At 71.3% G+C, this 23,212-nt stretch carries 22 protein-coding genes; 5 read left to right on the top strand and 17 right to left on the bottom strand.

The window, feature by feature from the left end:
* Positions 1 to 13: 13 nt before the first annotated feature.
* A complete protein-coding gene (locus tag ACH4YP_RS07475; RefSeq protein WP_361072476.1) occupies positions 14 to 772 on the bottom strand; it encodes a TIGR00730 family Rossman fold protein in 759 nt (252 codons plus the stop codon).
* A 106-nt stretch (positions 773 to 878) separates the two neighbouring features.
* On the bottom strand, positions 879 to 1,958 hold the full coding sequence (gene dapE / locus ACH4YP_RS07470) for a succinyl-diaminopimelate desuccinylase (protein ID WP_398489793.1): 1,080 nt from the start codon (positions 1,956 to 1,958) through the stop codon (positions 879 to 881).
* A gap of 85 nt (positions 1,959 to 2,043) precedes the next feature.
* On the opposite strand from dapE, the gene ACH4YP_RS07465 reads away from it, so the two are divergent.
* Positions 2,044 to 3,069 (top strand): heavy metal transporter, encoded by a 1,026-nt coding sequence (locus ACH4YP_RS07465; RefSeq protein ID WP_398489791.1) that lies wholly within the window; start codon positions 2,044 to 2,046, stop codon positions 3,067 to 3,069.
* Positions 3,070 to 3,433: 364 nt separating this feature from the next.
* Positions 3,434 to 3,841, top strand: a complete 408-nt coding sequence (locus ACH4YP_RS07460; protein ID WP_361072467.1) for an ATP-binding protein — start codon at positions 3,434 to 3,436, stop codon at positions 3,839 to 3,841.
* A gap of 101 nt (positions 3,842 to 3,942) precedes the next feature.
* On the opposite strand, the gene ACH4YP_RS07455 is transcribed toward ACH4YP_RS07460, so the two are convergent.
* Complete coding sequence (locus ACH4YP_RS07455; RefSeq protein WP_361072464.1) at positions 3,943 to 5,061, bottom strand: bifunctional succinyldiaminopimelate transaminase/glutamate-prephenate aminotransferase; 1,119 nt, start codon at positions 5,059 to 5,061, stop codon at positions 3,943 to 3,945.
* 168 nt (positions 5,062 to 5,229) lie between these two features.
* Positions 5,230 to 5,550, bottom strand: a complete 321-nt coding sequence (fdxA, locus tag ACH4YP_RS07450) for a ferredoxin (protein ID WP_019058397.1) — start codon at positions 5,548 to 5,550, stop codon at positions 5,230 to 5,232.
* Positions 5,551 to 5,691: 141 nt separating this feature from the next.
* Here fdxA and ACH4YP_RS07445 point away from each other — a divergent pair, with 141 nt between their 5' ends.
* Both ACH4YP_RS07445 and ACH4YP_RS07440 read left to right on the top strand, forming a co-directional pair.
* Entirely contained in the window at positions 5,692 to 6,831 is a 1,140-nt protein-coding gene (locus ACH4YP_RS07445; protein ID WP_398489789.1) for a GNAT family N-acetyltransferase, read from the top strand.
* Positions 6,832 to 6,848: 17 nt separating this feature from the next.
* A complete protein-coding gene (locus ACH4YP_RS07440; protein ID WP_398489787.1) occupies positions 6,849 to 7,700 on the top strand; it encodes a transglutaminase-like domain-containing protein in 852 nt (283 codons plus the stop codon).
* A 20-nt stretch (positions 7,701 to 7,720) separates the two neighbouring features.
* On the opposite strand, the gene ACH4YP_RS07435 is transcribed toward ACH4YP_RS07440, so the two are convergent.
* The 9 genes from ACH4YP_RS07435 to ACH4YP_RS07395 all read right to left on the bottom strand — a co-directional run bounded on the left by ACH4YP_RS07435 (position 7,721) and on the right by ACH4YP_RS07395 (position 16,718).
* Complete coding sequence (locus ACH4YP_RS07435) at positions 7,721 to 8,335, bottom strand: response regulator transcription factor (protein WP_361072455.1); 615 nt, start codon at positions 8,333 to 8,335, stop codon at positions 7,721 to 7,723.
* Complete coding sequence (locus ACH4YP_RS07430) at positions 8,332 to 9,492, bottom strand: sensor histidine kinase (RefSeq protein ID WP_398489785.1); 1,161 nt, start codon at positions 9,490 to 9,492, stop codon at positions 8,332 to 8,334. The genes ACH4YP_RS07435 and ACH4YP_RS07430 overlap by 4 nt, the downstream gene beginning before the upstream one ends.
* The gene (locus ACH4YP_RS07425) at positions 9,489 to 10,229 is read right to left on the bottom strand and encodes an ABC transporter permease (protein WP_361073017.1); all 741 of its coding nucleotides are present in this window, start codon (positions 10,227 to 10,229) and stop codon (positions 9,489 to 9,491) included. Before ACH4YP_RS07425 ends, ACH4YP_RS07430 begins: the two co-directional genes overlap by 4 nt.
* 59 nt (positions 10,230 to 10,288) lie before the next feature.
* Entirely contained in the window at positions 10,289 to 11,218 is a 930-nt protein-coding gene (locus ACH4YP_RS07420) for an ABC transporter ATP-binding protein (RefSeq protein WP_398489784.1), read from the bottom strand.
* Between the two features lie 139 nt (positions 11,219 to 11,357).
* Positions 11,358 to 12,245: an ABC transporter substrate-binding protein gene (locus ACH4YP_RS07415; RefSeq protein WP_398489782.1), complete on the bottom strand. Its 888-nt coding sequence runs from the start codon at positions 12,243 to 12,245 to the stop codon at positions 11,358 to 11,360.
* 135 nt (positions 12,246 to 12,380) lie between these two features.
* Entirely contained in the window at positions 12,381 to 14,978 is a 2,598-nt protein-coding gene (locus tag ACH4YP_RS07410; protein WP_398489781.1) for a hypothetical protein, read from the bottom strand.
* Between the two features lie 160 nt (positions 14,979 to 15,138).
* The gene (locus ACH4YP_RS07405) at positions 15,139 to 15,564 is read right to left on the bottom strand and encodes a DUF6113 family protein (RefSeq protein ID WP_361070218.1); all 426 of its coding nucleotides are present in this window, start codon (positions 15,562 to 15,564) and stop codon (positions 15,139 to 15,141) included.
* A 40-nt stretch (positions 15,565 to 15,604) separates the two neighbouring features.
* Positions 15,605 to 16,501 (bottom strand): N-acetyl-1-D-myo-inositol-2-amino-2-deoxy-alpha-D-glucopyranoside deacetylase, encoded by an 897-nt coding sequence (gene mshB / locus ACH4YP_RS07400; protein ID WP_398489779.1) that lies wholly within the window; start codon positions 16,499 to 16,501, stop codon positions 15,605 to 15,607.
* 22 nt (positions 16,502 to 16,523) lie between these two features.
* Positions 16,524 to 16,718: a hypothetical protein gene (locus tag ACH4YP_RS07395; RefSeq protein WP_359719782.1), complete on the bottom strand. Its 195-nt coding sequence runs from the start codon at positions 16,716 to 16,718 to the stop codon at positions 16,524 to 16,526.
* 176 nt (positions 16,719 to 16,894) lie between these two features.
* On the opposite strand from ACH4YP_RS07395, the gene ACH4YP_RS07390 reads away from it, so the two are divergent.
* Positions 16,895 to 19,051 (top strand): prolyl oligopeptidase family serine peptidase, encoded by a 2,157-nt coding sequence (locus ACH4YP_RS07390; RefSeq protein WP_398489777.1) that lies wholly within the window; start codon positions 16,895 to 16,897, stop codon positions 19,049 to 19,051.
* Positions 19,052 to 19,212: 161 nt separating this feature from the next.
* Here ACH4YP_RS07390 and ACH4YP_RS07385 read toward each other — a convergent pair whose 3' ends face one another.
* From ACH4YP_RS07385 to ACH4YP_RS07370, 4 genes are read right to left on the bottom strand one after another with little or no spacing between them, the layout of a single operon-like run.
* Positions 19,213 to 20,289 (bottom strand): ABC transporter ATP-binding protein, encoded by a 1,077-nt coding sequence (locus ACH4YP_RS07385; RefSeq protein WP_398489776.1) that lies wholly within the window; start codon positions 20,287 to 20,289, stop codon positions 19,213 to 19,215.
* Positions 20,282 to 21,265 (bottom strand): ABC transporter ATP-binding protein, encoded by a 984-nt coding sequence (locus ACH4YP_RS07380; protein ID WP_398489774.1) that lies wholly within the window; start codon positions 21,263 to 21,265, stop codon positions 20,282 to 20,284. The genes ACH4YP_RS07385 and ACH4YP_RS07380 overlap by 8 nt, the downstream gene beginning before the upstream one ends.
* A 5-nt stretch (positions 21,266 to 21,270) precedes the next feature.
* Positions 21,271 to 22,284 (bottom strand): ABC transporter permease, encoded by a 1,014-nt coding sequence (locus ACH4YP_RS07375; protein WP_361070204.1) that lies wholly within the window; start codon positions 22,282 to 22,284, stop codon positions 21,271 to 21,273.
* Positions 22,277 to 23,200 (bottom strand): ABC transporter permease, encoded by a 924-nt coding sequence (locus ACH4YP_RS07370; RefSeq protein WP_143636607.1) that lies wholly within the window; start codon positions 23,198 to 23,200, stop codon positions 22,277 to 22,279. Before ACH4YP_RS07370 ends, ACH4YP_RS07375 begins: the two co-directional genes overlap by 8 nt.
* Between the last annotated feature and the right edge of the window lie 12 nt (positions 23,201 to 23,212).

Here is a 23,212-nt window from a genome sequence, read left to right as displayed (position 1 = left end):
AGGGAAAAGCCCCCTACCTCCCCGCCTCCTTCGACACCAGCGCCACCGCCTCGTCCACGTCGTCCGTGAGGTGGAAGAGGAGGAGGTCCTTCTCGGAGGCCTTGCCCTGGGCGATCAGGGTGTTCTTGAGCCAGTCGACAAGGCCGCCCCAGTACTCCGTACCGAAGAGGACGATCGGGAAGCGGGTGACCTTCTGGGTCTGGACGAGGGTGAGGGCCTCGAAGAGTTCGTCGAGGGTGCCGAGCCCGCCGGGCAGGACCACGAACCCCTGGGCGTACTTCACGAACATCATCTTCCGTACGAAGAAGTAGCGGAAGTTGAGCCCGATGTCGACGTACTGGTTGAGCCCCTGCTCGAAGGGCAGCTCGATGCCGAGGCCGACGGAGATGCCCTTAGCCTCGCAGGCGCCCTTGTTGGCGGCCTCCATGGCGCCGGGGCCGCCACCCGTGATCACGGCGAAGCCCGCCTCGACGAGACCGCGTCCGAGCGCGACCCCCGCCTCGTACTCCGGAGAGTCCGCCGGCGTCCGCGCCGAGCCGAACACACTGATCGCGGGCGGGAGTTCGGCCAGCGTGCCGAAGCCTTCGATGAACTCCGACTGGATGCGCAGCACCCGCCAGGGATCGGTGTGGACCCAGTCCGAGGGCCCGCCCGCGTCCAGCAGCCGCTGGTCCGTCGTGCTCGCCTGCACCTGCTCCCGCCTGCGCAGCACGGGGCCCAGCCGCTGCTCCTCCGGTGGCCGCTTCTTGCCCTCCGGGTTGCCAGTAGCCATGTCCGCTCCCTTCAGACGTGCGGGTCGTTCCACCCCAGCGTAGATCTACGCGGGTTACGGAGGGGGGACGCCGACATGTCCGCCGTGAACCGCCGTCAGGTACGGGTCAGGCGGTCAGCCACGCCCTCAGCCGCTCCTCGCCCGCGAGGACCTTCGCGGTTTCCACCCTTTCGTCCCGCTTGTGTGCCAGATGCGGGTTTCCGGGGCCGTAGTTGACGGCCGGGACGCCGAGCGCGCTGAAGCGGGAGACGTCCGTCCAGCCGTACTTGGGCTGGGGGGTGCCCCCGACGGCCTCGATGAAGGCGGCGGCCGCGGGGTGGGAGAGGCCCGGCAGTGCCGCGCCGCTGTGGTCGTCGACCACGAACTCCTCGACACCGCAGTCGGCGAAGACCTCGTGGACGTGGGCCAGCGCTTCGGCCTCCGTGCGGTCGGGCGCGTAACGGAAGTTGACGGTCACCACGCACTCGTCGGGGATGACGTTTCCCGCCACCCCGCCCGAGATGCCGACGGCGTTGAGGCCCTCGCGGTACTCCAGGCCGTCGATGACCGGGTAGCGCGGCTCGTAGGCGGCGAGGCGCGCGAGGATCGGGGCGGCGGCGTGGATGGCGTTGGAGCCCATCCAGCTGCGCGCGGAGTGCGCCCGCTCACCCTTCGTCCTCAGCAGCACCCGCAGGGTGCCCTGGCAGCCGCCCTCGACCTGGCCGTCGGAGGGCTCCAGGAGGACCGCGAAGTCGCCCTCCAGCCACTGAGGGTGTGCCTCGGACACATGCTTCAGCCCGTTGAGGTGTGCGGCGACCTCTTCGTTGTCGTAGAAGACGAAGGTGAGGTCGCGGTTGGGGGCCGGGACCGTGGCCGCGATCCGCAGCTGGACGGCGACGCCCGCCTTCATGTCGCAGGTGCCGCAGCCCCACAGCACGCCGTCCTCGTCGAGGCGCGAGGGCACGTTGTCTGCGATCGGGACCGTGTCGATGTGGCCGGCCAGGATCACGCGCTCGGCCCGGCCCAGGTTCGTACGCGCGACGACATTGTTGCCGTACCGGTCGACCGTCAGGTGCGGCAGGGCCCTCAGCACGCCCTCGATCGCGTCCGCGAGGGGCTTCTCGGTGCCGCTCTCGGAGGGGAAGTCGACGAGCTGCGCGGTGAGCCGGGCGGCGTCCAGGGCGAGGTCAAGTTGGGTGTCGGCCATGCCGTCGACCCTAACGCGGCACGCGTCCCGGCCAGGTCGGTGGCCTGATACCTCTGCCGTCACTGGCTTGTCCACAGTCCCACGGATGGCCGACAGTACTCTCCAGTACCTTGTACGCGTGCCAGAGCCGTCCTCCACCTCCGCCAGGTCCGTACGCCGTGGCCGTCTCCTCCGCTCCGGAGCCGCCTTCGCCGTGCTGCTCGCCCTCGCCGGCTATCTCGCCGTGCAGTACCTGACAGGGAGCACAGGAGAACCGAAGTGCACGGTCGTCTCAGGCAAGGGCGACGGAGCGTCGTACGAGTTCACGGCGGAACAGGCGGTGAACGCGGCGACGATCACGGCCGTCGGCACCAACCTCGGCGTGCCCGAGCGTGCCGTCACGATCGCCCTCGCTACGGCTCTCCAGGAGTCCGCCCTGCGCAACATCAGCCACGGCGACCGTGATTCGCTGGGCCTGTTCCAGCAGCGGCCGTCGCAGGGCTGGGGCACCGAGAAGGAGATCCTGGACCCGGCGTACGCGGCGGGCGAGTTCTACGAGCACCTGGAGAAGGTGCCGGACTACACGAAACTCCCACTCACCGTCGCCGCGCAGCGCGTCCAGCGCAGCGGCTTCCCGGAGGCGTACGCGAAGCACGAGCCGGACGCCACACTCCTCGCCGCGGCCCTGACCGGGCGCGCGGCCGCCACCTTCACCTGCGAGGGGCGGATGAGCACGGCACCCGAGGGCCCGGACGCGGTGCGTGCCGCGCTCGTACGGGACTTCGGGCGCGACGCGTTCCAGGAGACGGGCGCCGAGGTGGCCGCCGCGCCGTCGACCTCCCCGTCGGCTCCGTCGGCCGTGCCGTCGACCTCGTCGACCGGTACCAACGGCCCCGGCGGCACGCGCACCGTGACCGTGACCGTTCCGAAGACCCCGGCCGCGGAGGGCGGGGAGCGGCGGCGCGGCTGGGCCCTGGCGCACTGGGCGGTGGCCAACTCGTCGGCGCTGCACGTCGAGCGCGTCTCGTACGCGGGCCGGGCATGGACGGCCGGGAACACGCGGAGCGAGTGGCGCGACGACTCGGGTGCGTGGAACTCCACGGGCGAAGTCCGAATCGTCACCGGACAGTAGTACGGGCCGTCACCCGTTGGGGGTACGCCCGGCGCGGCATGTCGACGGCCGGCCAGGTATTTCCTCCGACCCTTCCCACGCCTCCGGCGAATCCGCCAAATCCCTTGGGGTCAAAGGGCCGTAGCGATTCGGCAGACTTTCTCACCGTGCGTTCTTTGCCCGGGTTTCTCCACAGCCGATAATGCGACGCATTGCCAACTCTTTACGTTGGGCCACCGCAACCTTCGCGGACTTCGAGCGGTAGTCACTGCGTCCGAGCCCGGAACGATCAACAGCCGGTCGATCGACGGCAGACCGACAGCCAGTCGGTCAACTGCCGGGCACGGCACGACACTTCACCGTTCTCTTCCGTCAAAGGAGCATCATGTCCCTCCCCCTGACCCGCCGGATCGCCCGTGCCGCGCTGCTCGTCGCAGCGGGAGCGGCAGCCGGGGTCGGTGCGGCCGGCTCCGCGAGCGCGGCCGAACTCCCGGCCACCCCCGACCTCGGCGGACTGACCGCGCTGGACAACGCGGGCACCACCGTCGACGGCGCCACGCAGAACGCCACCGGGCTCGCGGGTGACGCGGGCAGCAAGGCCGTCAAGAAGGCCGTGCCGACCGCGGGCAAGACCGGCGGCAAGGCCGTCAAGACCACGACTCCCGCCGCGCAGAAGACCGCCGGCGATGCCGCCGGGACCGCGGGTGAGGTGCTCGGTGACGCCGCGGGGGCCACCGGTGGCGGGTTGCCCGGAGCGGGGCAGCTGCCGCTTCAGGGCCTGCCGCTCGGCTAAGCCCCCCGGGGGCTTTACGGAGAAGGGGTCCAGGGAGTTCTTCCCTGGACCCCTTCTCTTGTGTTCCCTCTTGCCCGGTGGGTGGGCGGGTGCGGGTTGTGTCAGGTCAGGCGGGCTACCGCTGCCCCCACCCGTTCGTCCGTTGCCGTCAGTGCCACGCGGACGAACCGGTCGCCCGCCGGGCCGTAGAAGTCGCCCGGGGCCACCAGGATGCCGAGGTCGGCCAGGTGGGCCACCGTGTCCCAGCAGGGCTCGTCCCTGGTGGCCCAGAGGTAGAGGCTGGCCTCGCTGTGTTCGATGCGGAAACCGTGGGCCAGGAGGGCGTCGCGCAGGGCGGTGCGGCGGGCCGTGTAGCGGGCGCGCTGTTCCTGGACGTGGGTGTCGTCGGAGAGGGCGGCGACCGTAGCGGCCTGAGTGGGCGCGGAGGTCATCATGCCGCCGTGCTTGCGGATCTGGAGGAGGTCGCCGAGGACCGCGCCGTCACCGGCCAGGAACGCCGAGCGGTAGCCCGCGAGGTTCGACCGCTTCGACATCGAGTGGACCGACACGATCCCCTCGTACGAGCCGCCGCACACCTCGGGGTGCAGGACCGAGACCGGGTCGGCCTCCCAGCCCAGTTCGAGGTAGCACTCGTCGGAGAAGACGAGGATGCCGTGCTCGCGCGCCCAGGCCACGATCCGGGTCAGTTCCGGGAGGGACAGCACCCGGCCGGTCGGGTTCGACGGGGAGTTGAGCCACAGCAGCTTGAGGCCGGTGGGGTCCAGGTCCGTCCCCTCGGCGGCAGCCGCAAATGTCTCCGTGTCGTAGGCCACGTGGTCCGCGCGGGCCAGGCGTGCGCCGACCTCGTACGTCGGGTACGCCAGGCGCGGGTAGGCGACCCGGTCGCCGGGGCCGAGGCCCAGCTGCGTCGGCAGCCAGGCCACCAGTTCCTTGGAGCCGACCACCGGCAGGACGTTGCGGTGGGTGAGGTCCCGTGCGCCCAGCCGTCGCTCGCACCAGCCCACCAGGGCGTCCCGCAGCTCCGGCGTGCCCCACACCGTGGGATAGCCGGGCGAGTCGGCTGCCGCGACCAGGGCTTTCTGGATCAGGTCGGGCACCGGGTCGACCGGGGTGCCGACGGACAGGTCGACGATGCCGCCCGGGTGAGCGGCGGCCGTCGCCTTGAAGGGCTCCAGCTTGTCCCAGGGGAAGGTGGGAAGCCGGTCGGAGACTGCGGACACGGGTTCTGGCTCACTTTCTCGCACGGACGGGGGCGTCCGTACGGACAGGTGGCACGTACGGCAAACGCCTCGGTCCCGTACGGCGGCAGGCCGTACGGGACCGAGGCGGCGTTCTGCCGCTGGGGCGGGGCCGCAGCGTCGCTGGGCGGGCCCCGGCGTACGTACCGCTTACTGGTTCTGCGGCGGCAGCGCTGCGACGAAGGGGTGGTCGCGCTCGATGAGTCCCAGCTTGCTGGCACCGCCGGGCGAGCCGAGCTCGTCGAAGAACTCGACGTTCGCCTTGTAGTAGTCCTTCCACTCCTCGGGAGTGTCGTCCTCGTAGAAGATCGCCTCGACCGGGCAGACCGGCTCACAGGCACCACAGTCGACGCATTCGTCCGGGTGGATGTACAAGGACCGGGAGCCCTCGTAGATGCAGTCGACCGGGCACTCCTCGATGCACGCCTTGTCCTTGACGTCGACACAAGGCTGCGCGATGACGTAGGTCACGCTGTCGTTCCTCCTCGATAGGGCGCTGGCGAGCCGTCTTCAGGCTCCGCCACCTGGCGCGCGGGAGCGCGGCGTCGTCGATGCCCGCACCTAGTATCTCCGTTCCTGGGCATGATCCGAACAGGAGGGTTGGACTGAGCTGTGGAATTCTCCGCACACTTCCGTCTCGAAGTCCGTGTTACCCCCGCTGACGTGGGGAAACGCGTCTCGGTGCGACGGTTGCGCGAAGACCCTCCTGAGAGTGAGAAGTTCACCGACACGGTTGGCGTTCTCACATCATGGGACGACGGTGTGCTGCTGATCACACGACGGTCCGGGGAGAGCGTCCGCATTCCGGAATCAGCGCTGGTGGCGGGCAAGGTCGTGCCGTCCGCGCCGGCCCGACGCAGAGGCCCGGCCGCCTCGTACGAGGAGCTGGCGCGGGTCGCCGCCCGGGCCTGGCAGCCGGTCGAGCGGGAGCGGCTCGGCGAGTGGGAGCTGCGGGCCGCCGCGGGGTTCACCCGGCGTGCCAACTCGGTGCTGCCGCTCGGCGCCCCGGGCGTACCGCTTGACGACGCGTTGTCACTCGTACAGGAGTGGTACGCCACCCGGGGGCTGCCCGCGTACGTGCAGACCGCGACCGGAGCCGCGGGCACGCAGGAGCTGCTGTGCGCGGAGCTGGAGGCGCGGGGGTGGAGGCGCGAGGTGACCGCGGAGATGTGGATCGGCGCTCTGGCGCCGATCGGTGATCTCCCGGACCCCGGCCCGGACCGGCCCGTCGTGCTGGCGCGCGAGGCGGACGAGGCGTGGCTCGGCCGCTATCAGCGCAAGGGCGTGAGCGGGGTGGCTCTGGAGGTACTGGGAGGGGGGTCCCCCCGCTCGATCGAAGCCGAGAGTGGGGGAGGGCCCTCGGTGTGGTTCGCGACCGTGCCTGGAGCCGAGCCGGGCGTACCGGCGGCGATCGGCCGCTGTGTGATCGACGGGCGCTGGGCCGGGTTCGCGGCGGTGGAGGTCGATCCGTCCCTGCGTCGCCAGGGTCTTGCCACCACGGTCATGACGGCCCTGGCCCGCCGGGCCCTTTCCGAGGGTGCCTCGGCGGCATGGCTCCAGGTGGAGGCCGACAACGCGGGCGCCCGGGCCCTGTACGCCGGCATGGGCTTCGCGGCTCATCACGCGTATCACCACTATCGCGGGCCCCAGGAAACGGGCGGCGGGAGCTCCACGGGCGCCGACGAACAGGTCGGCCACGCTTCCGGCGGCGAAATCCGTGGCGGGGCCACAGAGCGGTATCGATCGGCGTGAAAGGGCACGAGGCAGCTATGCGTCCTCTTCATCCTCCCGGGCCCGAGCGGAGCGCCGAGTGGCGGCGGCGGTTCGGCGACGAGGCGCGGGCCGAGCGGCCCGATCTGTCGGCGTTGTGTCTGCTGGTGGGCGCCCAGGCCGACGGGGAACTGGACGAGGCCGGGCTGGACGCGGCGCAGATCGAGCTGGACCGGCTGGCCGGGGAGCTGCCGTTCCGGCCCGGCGGACCGCGGTCCTGGGCCACGGCGCTCGCCGAGCACCTGGGCGGCCGCTGCGGGTTCCGGGGTACGCCCGGCGACTACCAGCGGCTGGACTCCTCGCTGCTGCACGAGGTGCTGCGGCGGCGGCGCGGGCTACCCATCCTGCTCTCGGTGGTGTGGATGGAGGTCGCGAGGCGGGCCGGCGCACCCGTGTACGGGGTCGCCCTGCCCGGGCACTTCGTCGTCGGCTTCGGTCCGCCGGAGCAGCAGGTGCTGGCCGATCCCTTCGACGGCGGCCGGGTGCTGACCGGGACCGACGCCGAGTTGCTGGTGGCCGGTGCGACGGGCGCGCCGCTGGATCCCTCGATGCTGTCGCCCGCCGATCCGCTCGATGTCGTGCTGCGGATCCTCAACAACGTCCGTGCCTGGGCCACGGCCCGGCCCGAGCGGTCCGATGTGGCCCTCTGGGCCGTCGACTTCTCCCTGCTGCTGCCCTCCCATCCCGCTCGGCTTCGGTACGACCGGGCCCAACTGCTAGTCGAGCGGGGCGACTTCCTCACGGGGGCGACGGAACTCGATGCGTACGCGGAGGTCGTGGCCGCCGTCGACGAGCCTGCCGCCGATCGGGTCCGGCGGCAGGCCCGGGCGGCCCGGGCCATGCTCAACTGAGTCCGGCCCCTGCCGGGGCCCTACAGCCAGCCCTTCTCCCTCGCGATGAGGACCGCCTCCGCCCTGTTCCGCGCTGCCAGTTTCTGGATCGCCGTGGAGAGGTAGTTGCGGACCGTGCCCGGGGAGAGGTGCAGGGCCGTCGCCAGGTCGGCGTTGGTGGAGCCGTCGGCCGCCGCGCGGAGGATCTCGCGTTCGCGGTCGGTCAGCGGGTTGGCGCCCTCCGCCAGGGCTGCCGCGGCCAGGGCGGGGTCGATGACGCGTTCGCCGGTGAGGACCTTGCGTATCGCCTCGGCGAGTTGGGCGGCGGGGGCGTCCTTCACGAGGAACGCGTCGGCGCCCGCCTCCATGGCGCTGCGCAGATAGCCGGGGCGGCCGAAGGTCGTGAGGATGACCAGCTTGAGCGCGGGGAACTCCCGGTGGAGCTCGGCCGCCGCCTCGATGCCGGTGGCGCCCGGCATCTCGATGTCCAGGAGCGCCACATCCACGTCGTGCCCGCGTACTGCGGCCAGCACCTCGTCGCCGCGGGCGACCTGCGCCACCACGTCGATGTCCGGTTCGAGGCCGAGCAGGGCGGCCAGCGCCTCGCGGACCATCGACTGGTCCTCGGCGAGCAGGACCTTGATCGTTCGGCTCATGCCCCGGATCCTACGGCGGCCGCGGCCGCCGGGACGCGGGCCACCAGCCGGAACCCGTGCCGTCCGCTGCCCGCCTCCAGCTCTCCGCCGACCTTCTCCAGCCGCTCCCGCAGTCCGGTCAGCCCGTTGCCCGGACCGTTGTCCGCGCCGCCCCCGTCGTCCTCCACGCTCAGCTCCAGCACCGGCCCGTCCAGTGTCTGGCGCCGCACCAGCTCCACCGCGCAGCGCCGGGCCCCGCTGTGGCGTACGACGTTGGTGACCGCCTCGCGCAGCGCCCAGGCCAGCGCGGACTCGGTCTCCGAGGTGACACCGGTGAGGTCCGGTTCGGTGGGCAGCTCGGCCGTGATGCCCGCCGCCGTGAGGGCGACCCGCGCGCCCGCCAGTTCGCCGGGCAGCCGGGGCCGCCGGTAGCCGGTGACCGCCTCCCGGACGTCGACCATGGCCTGCCGGCTGACGTTCTCGATGTCGGCGACCTGCTGGGCCGCCTTGTCGGGCTGCTCGGGCAGCATCCGGCCCGCGAGCTCGCTCTTCAGCGTGATCAGCGAGAGCGAGTGTCCGAGCAGGTCGTGCAGGTCGCGAGCGAGCCGCAGCCGTTCCTCGTTGGCGGCGAGCTGGGCGACGGTGGCACGGGCCTCGCGCAGTTCGATCGTCGTACGGATCAGGGCGCGGACGCCGACCATGGAGAAGCCGCCGAGGAGCGCCGGGAGGAGCAGCGAGGCCAGGTACTCGTTCCCCTCCGGTACGGAGAGGGCGATCACCGTCATCAGCGCGGACACGGCCGGGATGGTCACCCGGGCGAACCTCGGCGGCAGTGCGGCGCCGGACGCGACCGACACGTACACGAACAGGACGAGCCACTCGCGGCCGAGGGAGAGGGAGAGGATCGAGGACTGGGCCGCGAGCACGACCAGTGAGCCGAGTACGACCCCGTCGGCCGCTCCGCGTCCGGCGCGGAAGACCAGGGCGAAGTACCAGGCGACGAAGACCACCAGGCCGACGGCGCCCAGGACGCGGACGCCGTCGCTGTGCCCGCCGTGCAGCAGGTCGCTCACGGGCGCGCTCAGATAGGCGAGCCAGATACCGGTCCAGAGGAACTTGACCGCCCGCTGCCTGGTGTTCTGCGGGCGCTGCCCGATGCCGATCTCCACGCCGCTCACGCCTTCAGCGTGTCCTTCCTGTACAGCCAGGCCGCGCCGCCCGCGAACAGGACGAAGGAGACGGCGAGGATGGCGAGGTCCGTCGCGTGCGGGGCCCGGCTCTGCTCGATGGCCTGCCCGAGGGCAGCGTACGCGTGCGTGGGCAGCCACTTCGCGATGTCCTGCAGCCAGTCGGGGAAGGTCGTCGTGGGCATCCACAGGCCGCCCAGCATGGACAGGCCGAAGTACACGATCATCGTGATCGGGCGGACCGCGTCACCGCTCGCCAGGTAGCCGATGGCGACTCCGAGCGCGGCGAAGACGAGGCTGCCGGCCCAGATCGCGCCGGTGAGCGCGAGCCACTGCCAGGCGTCCAGGCGTACGTCCTTCACGGCTGCCGCGACCACGAAGACGACGACGATCGACGGCAGGCTGATCACGGCCGCGCTCGCGGTCTTCGCGAAGACGTAGCCGCGCCCCGGCAGCGTGGTGAGCCGCAACTGCCGTACCCAGCCGCTCGCGCGCTCCTTGGCTATCTGCTCGCTGTTGCCCATGAGGACGGCGGTCAGCGCGCCGAAGGACGCCATGGAGACCATGAAGAACGTCGGCAGGGTGAGCCCGGTGTCGTCGACCTTGGTGGTGCCGTCGGCGCTGCCCGCGATCAGCAGGAACAGGGCCGAGGGGTAGATCACCGAGAAGAACAGGAACTTGCGGTTGCGCAGGGCGCGGGTGATCTCCAGCTTGATCAGACCGCGCATACCGGACATGCCGTTCATGGCCTTCATGGGGTTCGTGGACTTGATGCCGTTCATGGCGTTCATGAGGTGCGCGCCTCCTCGGCGGCGGTGATGGCGACGAAGGCCTGCTCCAGACCGAGCCCGGCCACTTCGAGGTTGCGGGGGTAGACGCCGAGCCCGTACAGGGCGTGGACGGTCGCGTCGGCGTCGGAGGACTGGACGCGGACCGTGTGGCCCGACACGTCGAGCGAGGTGAGGAAGGGCAGGGCGTGCAGCGCGGGCTCGTCGATCGGCCCCTCCAGGTCGAACGCGATCCGCCGGGCGCCGGCCTTCGCCTTGATCTCGGCGGCGGTACCGTCCGCGAGCAGCCGCCCCCGGTGCAGGACGAGCACGCGGTCGGCGATGGCGTCGGCCTCCTCCAGGTAGTGCGTGGCGAACAGGACCGTCCGCCCCTGGTCGGCCTGTTCGCGCATGGTGGCCCAGAATGCCTGGCGCGCGGAGACGTCCATGCCGGTCGTCGGCTCGTCGAGGACGACGAGGTCGCTGTCCCCGGCCGTGGCGAGCGCGAAGCGAACGCGCTGCTGCTGGCCGCCCGAGAGCTTGTTGACCTTGCGGTCCGCCAGCTGCGTGAGGCTCGCGCGGGCGAGCACCTCCGGTACGGGGAACGGTTTCGGGTGCAGGTCGCAGGCCAGCCCCACCAGTTCGCCGACCGTGACCTCGTCCATCAGCCCGCCGCTCTGTAGCATCGCGCCGACGCGCCCGGCGACGATGGCGTCCCGCGGGCTGCCGCCGAACACCCGCACCGAGCCGCTGTCCGGGTGCTTCAGGCCGAGCAGCAGGTCGAGCGTGGTGGACTTGCCCGCCCCGTTCGGCCCCAGCAGGGCCACGGTCTCGCCCGGGTGCAGGGCCAGCGTGAGCCCGTCCACGGCCCGTACGCTTCCGTAGGTCTTGGTCACCTGATCGAACCCGACCACCGAGCCGGTGGCCTCCGCTGTCGCAGTCGCTGTCATGTGTCCCAGCGTGGCGCCGGGCGGACCCCGCCCGGCAGTGCCGGCAGTCGTCACTCCCGGATGACAGATGTCATGTGCGGGTGCGCGGAGGTCATCGGCAGGGGTGACCCGCTGAGGCGATCCGCGGGTCACATGAAACTCACCTCTTGGCCCCCAGCACCTCAAGTGCGTCCGCCACCGAGCGGAGAAAGGCGGCGTACGCGTGGGCGCTGCACGGTAGTTCCGGGTTCCAGGGTTCCACGGTGGCCGTCGAGGTGATGGTGTGCCAGGCGGGCACGGAGTCCAACTCCCCCGCCGGTACGGCGTTCCCGCGGGCGTCCGCGAGGACCAGGTCGGGGGCGAGACCGACGGCGTGCTCCCAGGTGGTCGTGGCCCAGTTCGCGCCCCCGGCGCCGGGCTCGACCAACTCCACGCCCAGTTCGGCCAGATGACGCAGTTCGGGCCAGGTCCCGGGCCGGGCGAGATGCACCTGGCGGGCTCCGGCTGCCGACAGCGCGAGCACCTTCAGCGGAGCGGAGGCGGCGGACCGTACGGCGTCCTCCGCGGCGGCCAGTTCGCCCTCCCCGCCCGCCGGTTCGCCGCCGAGGGCCACCGCCAGTTGCGCGAAGCGCGCCAGGATGCCGGGCAGCGAGGTGTCGCCGCCGACCGCGAGGGCGAGGACGGGTGCGCCGGCCCGTTTCGCCGCCGCCTCCGGGACGGCGTACGGCTTCTCCCGGTCGTACGTGACATCGACGACGAGGTCGGGCCGTACGGAGCGAAGCGATATGGGGGTCCCCCCGGCCGAAGGCTGGGGGAGAATGGCGCTGTCGTCGAGTGCCTGGCCCGCGCCCAGGTACGGGACGTCGGCCAGGGCGCCGGACTTGGCGCGGTCGGGCTCGTCGCCGTCGTGGCCTGATCCGTACACCCCGACGGGCCGCACCCCCAGATCCCACAGTGCCGCGCCCGCGCGGACGTACGCGGCCACCCTCTCGGGCCGCCCGACACGCCGTAACGTGATCCCCCGGTCGTCCGTGAACTCCCAGCCCATACGGCACCCGCCCCTTCGGCACCCGCCCGGCGCGGGCCACTCGGGCCACGATGAGCCGGACGCAGGAACGAGACAAGGGGGCACCCGGCCATCACCGGGTGCCCCCTTCGACCGGTCCGCTCAACCGGTCGCCGACTAGCTGGGGTTGGTCTCGATCACTCCGACACGGTCCGCCGCCGTCTTGCCGAGGAGCGCCGGGCGCATCGCGCCGACCACGTCCTGGGGCGTCACGGGGGTCTTCTTGCCGTTGCCCCGGGTGATCAGTACGCCGTCGAACGCGCCGCCGTACAACTCCTTCAGCGCTTCCAGGTCGTAGTACTCGACCAGCTTGCCCTGGGCGTTGGCCTTGACACCGAGGAACTTCCACAGGGAGTTCTCCGGGCTGAACGGGAGCTCCACCCCGCCGGCCCTGATCGTCACGTTGGCCGACATCGCCGGCTGCGCGAACGCCTTCATCATGCGGTCGACCTCGGCCTTGGTGACCTTGGGCTCCTTGGCCGTGGTGGGGACCTTGACGGTCGCCGCCTTGCCGGTCTCCACCTGGGCGCGGTACGCCTCCTCGACGGCCTCCGTCGACTGTCCGGTGTCGATGCCCTTGCCCGCCTTGCCGTAGACGGCGACGGCCTTGCCCGACTCGAACTTGATCGTGCCCTCGGTCGCCGAGCCGGAGCCGCCCGCTGCCCGCTCCAGGGCGGCCGTCAGCTTCTCCTCGTCGACGGGCATCGCGGGGTCGACGACCCGGTGGTTGCCGAACAGCGAGCCGATCACCGAGACGGGGTTGTAGTCGCTGCCCGCCGCGGACCGTACCGTCGCCTGGCTGTCGAGCTGGAGACCGGCCTGGTCCGGCCTGAGCGCGACGGTGTCGCCCTCGACCGAGAGCTGCAGCGGCTTGGCCGCCCGCTCCTTGAAGGCGTCGTCGAGCTTCTTGACGGCCTCGTCACGGGTGCCGCCGCCGATGTCGACGCCGAGCACGGTGGTGCCCTTGGGCACGTCGGAGTGGTTCATGAGCAGCCCGGCTCCGTACGCGATGCCGCCCAGGGTCACCACGCCGGTGACCAGGAGCACCAGCTTGTTGCGGCCCTTTTTCTTCTTGGTCCGCGAGGCGGCGGGCGCCGCCGGCGAGACCGGTTCGGGCAGCTTCGGGGGCTGGTGCGGCAGCGGTCCGTCGGTGTGCGCGCCCGGTCCGAACGGGGAGTTCGGGGCGGGCGACACGACGGGGATGCCGCTGGTCAGCGTGTGTCCGGAGACGTTCTCACCGGGGGTGCCGTAGCCCGGCGTATCAGGTTCGGGGGCGGGCTTCTGCGGGGTGAGGATCGCGGTGTCGTCGCTCATCCCGCCACCAGGTCCTCCGGAGAAGGACGAGCCGTGCTGGGCGCCCTTGCCACCGGGGAAGCCGGAGGCGCCGGGGCCACCCGGTCCGCCGCCCTGACCGCCGGGGGCTCCAGGACCGCCGGGACCACCAGGTCCACCGGGGAAGCCGGAGCCGTTCTGGGCACCGTTGGAACCCGGGAAACCCGAGCCGTTCTGGGCACCGTTGGGGCCGGGGAAGCCGCTCTGACCGCCAGGTCCGCCGGGTCCGCCCGGGAAGCCGGAGCCGTTCTGGGCACCGTTGGGGCCGGGGAAGCCCGAGCCGTCCGGTGCTCCGGGTCCGCCGGGGCTGCCCGGACCGCCCGGTCCCGCGGAAGCGCCGTGGAACGCGGCGGCACCCTGACCGTTCTGGTCGCCCATGCCACCACGGGCACGCGGACCGCCAGGTCCGCCCTGACCGCCGGGCCCACCGGGAACGCCCTGTCCACCGGGCCCACCCGGACCGCCGGGGAGACCCGGACCGCCGGGACCACCAGGTACTCCGCCGCGCACAGCGCCGGGCGGTGTCAGGAGGCCGTCGCCGGTGGCCGGACCGCCGGTCGGGCCCGAAGGTCCGCCCTGGCCGCCGCCGGAGAAGTAGGGAAGCCCGTCGCGCCGCTGCTCACCGCCGCCGTCGCCCGTGCCGTCCGTCGGATACGGCGAGTTGCCGGGGCCGCTGCCCAGCGGCCCCGCCGCCAGTGCCGCGGACACGTCGAAGGAACCGGTACCGCCGCCGTGGCCGGGAGCCACGGGCCCGGTACCGCCCGCGCCGGCCAGCCCCGCGCCGTTGGTGCCGCCGGGCCGGGAGCCACCGGGCCTGGCCGCGCCACCGGCACCCTTGGGCGCACCTGAGCCGGAGGGCCGCGCACCGGAGCCGCCGATTCCCGCTCCGGCACCCATGCCGGGGCCCGGCGCACCCGAACCGCCGGGCGTCCCGGCGCCGTTGGTGCCGCCACCGCCCGGACCGCCCTTGGGCGCACCGGACTTGCGTGGCGCGAACCAGTCGCTGGTCTTGTCCTCGGCTGAGCCCGTGGGCATGGGATGGGACCCGGTGTCGGAGTCCACGGGCCCGCCCACGCCGGTGCTCGGCCCGGTGTCCACGGGGGCCGGTCCGGGCACACTCGTGCTGTCGGAGGACTCTCCGCCCGCGACGGGCGTGCGTACGACGACCGGTGGAATGGGCCGGGATCCGGGGATGTTGATGCGGATCCGTGTCGTCAGCGTGGTCTCGGTCTTGGGCTGTTCCGGCCGGTCACCGGCGGAACGCCCATTGTCGGCGGCGCCGTCGGAAGCCTTGGGCGTTCCGTACGGCGGAGTCCCCGACGGGTATGCGGTTCCGCCACGCCCGTTGGGCCCGGAGGACGGACTGTCAGTTTCACGACTCAAGGCAGGTTCTCCTGGTTGGCTCCACCGCCCGTGTACTCGACCTCGCTTCGGGCGGCTCGGCGGCGCGCACCACCATACTGGCCACTTGTCGCCCGCAACCTTCGGCCGTAGGGGAAACCCACACCGGACTTGCACCTGCGCACCGCGGCGAAGTGGTACGTCACTTGCCAAGTCGGGCGGCGGGCCCACCTGGTTGCCGCCCCGGGCCAAGGGTGGCGCACATCACAGCCACGGCCATTCCGCCGAGCAGGAAGAGGTAGGAGCCCGCTCCCGCGGCGAAGAGGAAGTCTCCCTCCGGCCGGCTCGCGGTGAGCAGGACGACGGCGATCATCCAGCCGGCGGCGGGCGCGACGGCCCCGCCCCGGCCACCGGTCGCGCGTCCCCCGCCGACGAAGAGCCCGGCCGCGCCGACCAGCGCGAGCAGCAGCCCGCCCGGGAACAGGCCCGACTGGACCAGTGCGCCGGCCGCCCCGACCACGGCGCCCAGCACGAAGAGCCCCAGGTGGACGAGGATCCGTCCGACCGAGGGCGCTCGCAGGGGCTCGGCGAGCATGCTGCCCGCACCCGGCCTGTTCGCCGTACTCATCAGCCACTCACTTCATTACGTGTCGGACATCCACGACGACTCATCGGACACCCTCATCCTTTTCGACCGTCCCGGCGAACAGGTCCGTCTCCCGGGCCGGTCCTTCGCGCTCGCCACGTACCAACTCGTAGTACTCCACGACGAACAGCGGCTGCGCGAGCTCGTTGGAGAGCGCGAACCACGGCTCGACGACCTCGATCTGGGTGGCGTGCGCCCGCATCGCGGCGGCCTTGGCCGCGGCGAAGGGCGTGCCGTCGATCTCCGTGGTGATCCGGGAGTCGTCCGCCACGCCCGGCACGTCGTCGACGGCGGCACAGGCGGGGAACGGCAGTTCGTCGAGCATGTCCTTCAGGCGGGCGAAGCCCTCCTCGGCGACCGTGCGCGGTACGCGGTTCCAGTAGATCTTTGCGATCGCCCACGGTTCGCCGAGCTCCGGACGGAAGCCGGGCTCCGCGGCCAGGTCGGCGGCGCGCATGGCGACGCGGTGGGTCTGGATGTGGTCCGGGTGGCCGTAGCCGCCGTTCGTGTCGTACGTCACGAGCACCTGGGGGCGCACCTCGCGGATCACGCGGACGAGGTCCACGGCCGCCTCGTCGACGTCCGCCTGCCAGAAGCAGCGCGGGTCGTCGTTGTCGGGCAGGCCCATCATCCCGGAGTCGTGGTAGCGGCCGGGGCCGCCGAGGGAGCGGAAGTCACTCACCCCGAGCTCGCGCATCGCCTCGGCGAGCTCGGCCCGGCGGTGATCGCCGAGGGCCTCGCCCGACAGGTGGGCGAGGCCGGGCGGGATGACCTCGCCCCGCTGGCCCAGGGTGCAGGTCACGAGCGTGACGTGGGCGCCCTCGGCCGCGTACCTGGCCATGGTCGCGCCGTTGTTGATCGCCTCGTCGTCCGGGTGCGCGTGCACCAGGAGAAGACGCCGGGAGGGCAGTTCCGTCATGGACCCCACCCTACGAGGCGGGTCAGAACTTGATGCCTCCGACCATGTCCGCGATGTTCGTGGTCACCTCGCTGATCGTCGGGGCCATCGTCGAGCTGGCTAGATAGAAGCCGAACAGGACACAGACGATGGCGTGAGGCGCCTTCAGCCCTGATTTCTTGATCAGGATGAAGACGATGATCGCCAGCAGCACCACCGCCGAAATCGAGAGTGCCACGGCGGCTCACCTCCAAGGATCCCAGGGACGCGGGGGGTCGGACTATGGGGGCAGTAAATCCGTACAACGGCCAGCAGGTTGATACCCACGCAGCAGTAGTGATCATAACTATTCGTACGTGCGCATTGATCGGCGCACGGCCGCACAAGGGGGCGCATGGCCAATATGGTCGGAGCATGACGACCGAGCCTCTCTCCTTTCCGCGCCGGCAGGCGCGCACCCTGCGCTTCACGCTCGGCGCACCCCGTGCGTTCACCGTGGCGCCCGACGGTTCCCGTGTCGTGTACCTGCGGTCCTCGTCCGGTACGGACCGGGTGAACCAGCTGTGGGTTCTCGATGTGGCGGACGGCGAGGAACGCCCCGCCGCGGATCCGGGGGCGCTGCTCGGAGGCCGCTCGGAGCGGTTGTCGGTGACGGAGCGGGCCCGGCGCGAGCGCAGCCGTGAGGGCGGGGCGGGCATCGTCGGCTATGCCACCGACGCGGCCGTGGAGTTGGCGTCCTTCGCCCTGTCGGGAAGACTGTTCACCGCGGAGCTGCGGGCGGGCACGGCACGTGAACTGCGGGTTCCCGGGCCGGTGTTGGACCCCCGCCCGTCCCCCGACGGACGGCTCGTCGCGTACGTCTCCGGGGGTGCCCTCAGGGTCGTCGGCGCCGAGAGGGAGGACGACCGGGCGCTCGTGGAGCCGGAGTCCGACACGGTCACCTACGGTCTCGCCGAGTTCATCGCGGCCGAGGAGATGGGCCGTTCGCGCGGTTTCTGGTGGTCGCCGGAGTCGGACCGGCTGCTGGTCGCCCGGGCCGACGACGCCCCCGTACGCCGCTGGTGGATCTCCGATCCGGCGCATCCCGAGCGGGATCCGCAGCAGGTCGCCTATCCGGCGGCCGGGACGGACAACGCGGAGGTGCGGCTCTTCGTGATCGGCCTCCAAGGGGCGCGCACGGAGGTCGCATGGGACCGGGCGCGCTACCCCTATCTCGCGCGGGTGCACTGGTCGGCGGCCGGAGCGCCGCTGCTGCTCGTCCAGGCGCGCGACCAGAAGAGCCAGCTCTATCTGGCCGTCGACCCGGACACCGGGGCGACCCGGATGGTGCACGCGGACGAAGATCCACAATGGCTTGATCTTTTCCCCGGGCTGCCGAGCTGGAGTCCGAGCGGACAACTCGTGCGGATCGCCGACGAGGGCGGGGCGCGCGTGCTGGCGGTGGGTGAACGCCCGCTGACAGGACAGCAGTTGCATGTGCGAGCGGTGCTCGACGTGTCGGACGACGACGTGCTGGTCTCCGCGTCGGCCGGCGAGGCGGCGGCCGCCCCGGAGATCGGCGAGGTGCACGTCTACCGGGTCAACGACCTTGGTGTGGAACGGATTTCACAGCAACCCGGCGTCCACTCGGCGGTGCGCGCGGGCGGTGTGACCGTGCTCGTGTCGGCCGTGCCGGGCAAACCGGGCGCCGAGGTGCAGGTGCTGCGGGGCGGCGACCGAAGGGAGATGGGGGTCCCCCCGGCCGGAGGCTGGGGGACCGCGGCGACCGTGGCCTCGTACGCCGAAGACCCCGGCCTGAGCCCGCGCGTGACGCTCACGGAGGCGGGCGAGCGCCGTGTGCCGTGCGCCGTTCTGCTCCCCACGGACTACACCGACGGTCCACTGCCGGTGCTGATGGACCCGTACGGCGGACCGCACGGGCAGCGCGTGCTGGCCGCGCACAACGCGTATCTGACCCCTCAGTGGTTCGCCGACCAGGGGTTCGCCGTGATCGTCGCGGACGGGCGGGGCATGCCGGGCCGCTCGCCGGCCTGGGAGAAGTCGATCAAGGATGATCTCGCGGCGGTCGTCCTCGACGACCAGATCCACGCGCTCCGGGCGCTCGCCGAACGCTTCCCGCTGGACCTGGGCCGGGTGGCGATCCGCGGCTGGTCGTTCGGCGGCTATCTCGCGGGGCTCGCGGTGCTGCGCCGCCCGGACGTCTTCCACGCGGGCGTGGTGGGCGCGCCGGTGACGGACCACCGGCTGTACGACACCCACTACACCGAGCGGTATCTGGGCGATCCGAACACACAGCCGGAGGTGTACGCGGCGAACTCGCTGATCGACGACGACGGCCTGGTGGGGGCCGCCGAGCCGGTCCGGCCGATGATGATCGTGCACGGTCTCGCCGACGACAACGTGGTGGTCGCGCACTCGCTGCGGCTGTCCTCCGCGCTGTTGGCCGCGGGCCGTCCGCACGAGGTGCTGCCGCTGTCGGGGGTCACGCACATGACCCCGCAGGAGCAGGTCGCGGAGAATCTGCTGCTGCTCCAGGTGGACTTCCTGAAGCGGTCCCTCAACCTGGTGTAGAGACTGGTGCGGAGATGCGACCGGCCGGGGAGACATGGCGCGCCCCGGCCGGTCTACGGCACCCGCACGGCCGTACGCTGTTCAGACTGACGCGTCCGTATATCGGTATCGGGTCGGCCAAGTTGCCTGCGTGTTAACGAAGTTGATGCGCATTTGTCATGCTATTTCATGCCGTCCGTCGGCTCGTCAGGGGTCTCGTCCGTCGGCTCCTCCGGTGGGACCACCTGCTTCTCCTCCGCGAAGTGGCACGCCGAGTCGTGGGCCGCGGCACCGGCCGCCTCGTACCGGAACTCCGCGGGCACCGCGAGCAGCGGCACCTCCAGGGCGCAGCGCTCCTGGGCCTTCCAGCAGCGGGTGCGGAAGCGGCAGCCGGAGGGGATGTTCGCCGGTGAGGGCACGTCGCCGAAGAGGATGATCCGCTCCCGGTGCTCGCGGGCCTCGGGGTCCGGGACGGGCACGGCGGACAGCAGGGCCTGTGTATAGGGATGCGTCGGGTGGTCGTAGATCTCGGCGTCCCTGCCGATCTCCACGATCCGCCCGAGGTACATCACGCCGACCCGGTCGGAGATGTGCCGCACGATCGAGAGGTCGTGCGCGATGAACACGTACGACAGGTCGAACTCGCTCTGGAGCCGGTCCATCAGATTGATGACCTGGGCCTGCACCGACACGTCGAGGGCGGACACCGGCTCGTCGGCGACGATGATCTCGGGGCGCAGGGCCAGGCCGCGGGCGATGCCGATGCGCTGGCGCTGGCCGCCGGAGAACTGGTGCGGATAGCGGTTGATGTACTCCGGGTTGAGCCCGACCACGTCCAGCAGGTCCTGGACCTTCCGGCGCCGGTCGCCCTTCGGCGCGACCTCGGGGTGGATCTCGTACGGCTCCCCGATGATGTCGCCGACGGTCATGCGCGGGTTGAGCGAGGTGTACGGGTCCTGGAAGACCATCTGGATGTTGCGGCGCACGGCTTTCAGGGCGCGGCCGGAGAGCCTGGTGACGTCCTCGCCCTTGTACGCGATCTCGCCGGCCGTCGGCTTCTCCAGGTTGACCAGCATCTTGGCGACCGTGGACTTGCCGCAGCCGGACTCGCCGACGATGCCCAGGGTCTCGCCCGCGGCGAGTTCGAAGTCGACGCCGTCGACGGCCTTCACCGCGCCGATCTGTTTCCTGAAGACGATGCCCTGGGTGAGCGGGTAGTGCTTGACCAGGCCCCGTACCTGGAGGATCGGCTCAGCCATGGAGGCACTCCCGCCAGAAGTGGCAGGCGCTCACGCGGTCCGTGCCCGCCTCGGTCACCTCGTACAGCGGCGGTACGTCGGTCCGGCAGACGTCCTGGGCGAGCGGGCAGCGCGGGTTGAAGGCGCAGCCGGGCGGGATGCGCATGAGGTTCGGTGGCAGGCCCTTGATGGCGTACAGCTCCTTGCCCTTCTGGTCGAGCCGCGGGATCGACTCCAGGAGGCCCTTCGTGTAGGGGTGCGCGGGGGCCTTGTAGATGTCGTGGACCGGGGCGGACTCGACGATCCGGCCCGCGTACATCACGGCGATCCGGTCGGCGACGTCCGCGACCACGCCGAGGTCGTGGGTGATGAGGATGAGCCCCATGTTGAGCTCGCGCTGGAGCTCGGCGAGGAGGTCCATGACCTGGGCCTGGACGGTGACGTCGAGGGCGGTGGTGGGTTCGTCGGCGATGATCAGGTCCGGTTCGAGGGCCAGCGCCATGGCGATCATGATGCGCTGGCGCATTCCGCCGGAGAACTGGTGGGGGTAGTCGCCGACGCGGGCGGCCGCGGCCGGGATGCGCACCCGCTCCATCAGCTCGATCGCCTTGGCCTTGGCGGCCTTCCTGGACATGCCCTGGTGGACGGTGAACATCTCGCCGAGCTGGGCGCCGACGCTGAGCACCGGGTTCAGGGACGACAGGGCGTCCTGGAAGATCATCGCCATCCGGGCGCCGCGGACCCTGCGCCGTTCCTCCTCCTTGAACTTCAGGAGGTCCTCGCCCTGGAAGAGGATCTCGCCCGCGGTGATCTTCCCGGGCGGGGTGTCGAGGATGCCCATGATGGCCTGGGCGGTCACGGACTTGCCGGAGCCGGACTCGCCGAGCACGGCGAGCGTCTCGCCCTCGTCGACGCTGTAGGAGACGCCGTTGACGGCCTTGGCCACTCCGTCCCTGGTCCTGAACTCCACGTGCAGATCGCGCACTTCGAGCAGCACGGCCATCACCTCAGCTTCGGGTCGAGGGCGTCGCGCACCGCGTCGCCGAGCATGATGAACGCGAGGACGGTGACAGCGAGGGCCCCGGCCGGCCACAGGAGCGCGTGCGGCGCCGTGCGGATGTACTGGGACGCCGATGAGATGTCGATGCCCCAGCTCACGGTGGGCGGCTTCAGACCGACCCCGAGGTACGAGAGAGTCGCCTCCAGCGAGATGTACGTACCGAGCGCGATGGTCGCCACGACGATGACCGGGGCGATGGCGTTGGGCGTGATGTGCCGCAGCAGCATCCGCGAGTTGGAGGCGCCCAGCGCCCGGGCCGCCTGGACGTAGTCGTTCTGCTTGGTGGTGATGACGGACCCCCGGGCGATACGGGAGATCTGCGGCCAGCCGAGCAGCACCATGAACCCGATCACCGGCCAGACCGTGGAGCTGGTGACCACGGACAGCAGCACCAGACCGCCGAGGACGACGGGGATCGCGAAGAAGATGTCGGTGATCCGGGACAGGATCGCGTCCCACACCCCGCCGAAGAACCCGGCGAGCCCGCCGAGCACCGAGCCGAGGATCGCGACCCCGAGCGTGGCGCACACACCGACGGTGACGGACACCCGGGCCCCGTACACCGTGCGGGTGTAGACGTCGCAGCCCTGGCCGTTGAAGCCGAAGGGATGTCCCGGCTGGGAGCCCTCCTGGGCCTTGGCGAGGTCGCACTTGAGCGGGTTCTGGGTGGCGATCACCCCGGGCCACAGGGAGATGAAGAGCAGGAACAGGATGATGAGCGCCGAGATGATGAAGACGGGGTTGCGGCGCAGGTCGCGCCAGGCGTCGGACCAGAGGGAGCGCGGCTTCTCCCCGGGGCCCGTGCCGTCCGGTCCGTCCGGTCGCTTCTCCAGGGTCTCGGCCTCCGCCGTGGCCAGGTCCATCGCGCCGCCCATGCCCGTCGCGGCGATGGCGCCGTCCTCCGGGGCCCGGCCCCCGCCCGACAGGTGCGGCTCACGCGGCATCGGTTCAGGCATAGCGGATCCTCGGGTCGAGTACGGCGTAGAGGAGGTCGACCAGCAGGTTGGCCACCAGGAAGACGAGCACGAGGACGGTCACGAAGCCGACGACGGTCTGGGTGTTCTGGCGCAGGATGCCCTGGTAGAGCTGGAAGCCGACGCCGTGGATGTTGAAGATGCGCTCGGTGACGATCGCGCCGCCCATCAGCGCGCCGATGTCGGTGCCGATGAAGGTGACCACCGGGATCAGCGAGTTGCGCAGCAGATGCCGGGTGATGACCCGGTGCCGGGGCAGTCCCTTGGCGACGGCCGTACGGACGTAGTCGGCGCGGCGGTTCTCCGCGATGGAGGTGCGGGTCAGCCGGGTCACGTACGCGAGGGAGACGGACGCGAGCACCAGGCCCGGCACGATCAGCTCGTCGAAGGGGGCCTCCGGGGAGACGGACGGACTGATCCAGCCCCACTCGACGCCCAGCAGCAGCTGGAGCAGCAGACCGGTGACGAAGGTCGGCACGGAGATGACGACGAGGGTGACCAGCAGGACGCCGGTGTCGACGGGACGGCCGCGGCGCAGTCCGGTGACGACGCCGAGCGTGATGCCGATGACGATCTCGAAGAGGATCGCGACGATCGTGAGCCGGATGGTGACCGGGAAGGCGGACGCCATCAGCTCGGTGACCTCCTGACCGTTGAACGCGGTGCCGAAGTCCCCGGTGAAGACGTTGCCCATGTACGTCACGTATTGCTGCCACAGGGGCTTGTCGAGGCCGAACTCCTTGCGCAGCTGGGTGGCCGTGGCGGGGTCGCACTGCCGGTCGCCGCACAGGCCCGCGATGGGGTCGCCCATCACGTTCACCATCAGGAAGATCAACAGGGTGGCGCCGAAGAAGACCGGGATCATCTGCAGCAGACGCCGGATCACATACCGTCCCATGAGGGCTCCGGA

Source organism: Streptomyces sp. NPDC020747 (assembly GCF_044334695.1).
Lineage (GTDB): Bacteria > Actinomycetota > Actinomycetes > Streptomycetales > Streptomycetaceae > Streptomyces.
This window is presented reverse-complemented; position numbering and strand designations above follow the sequence as displayed.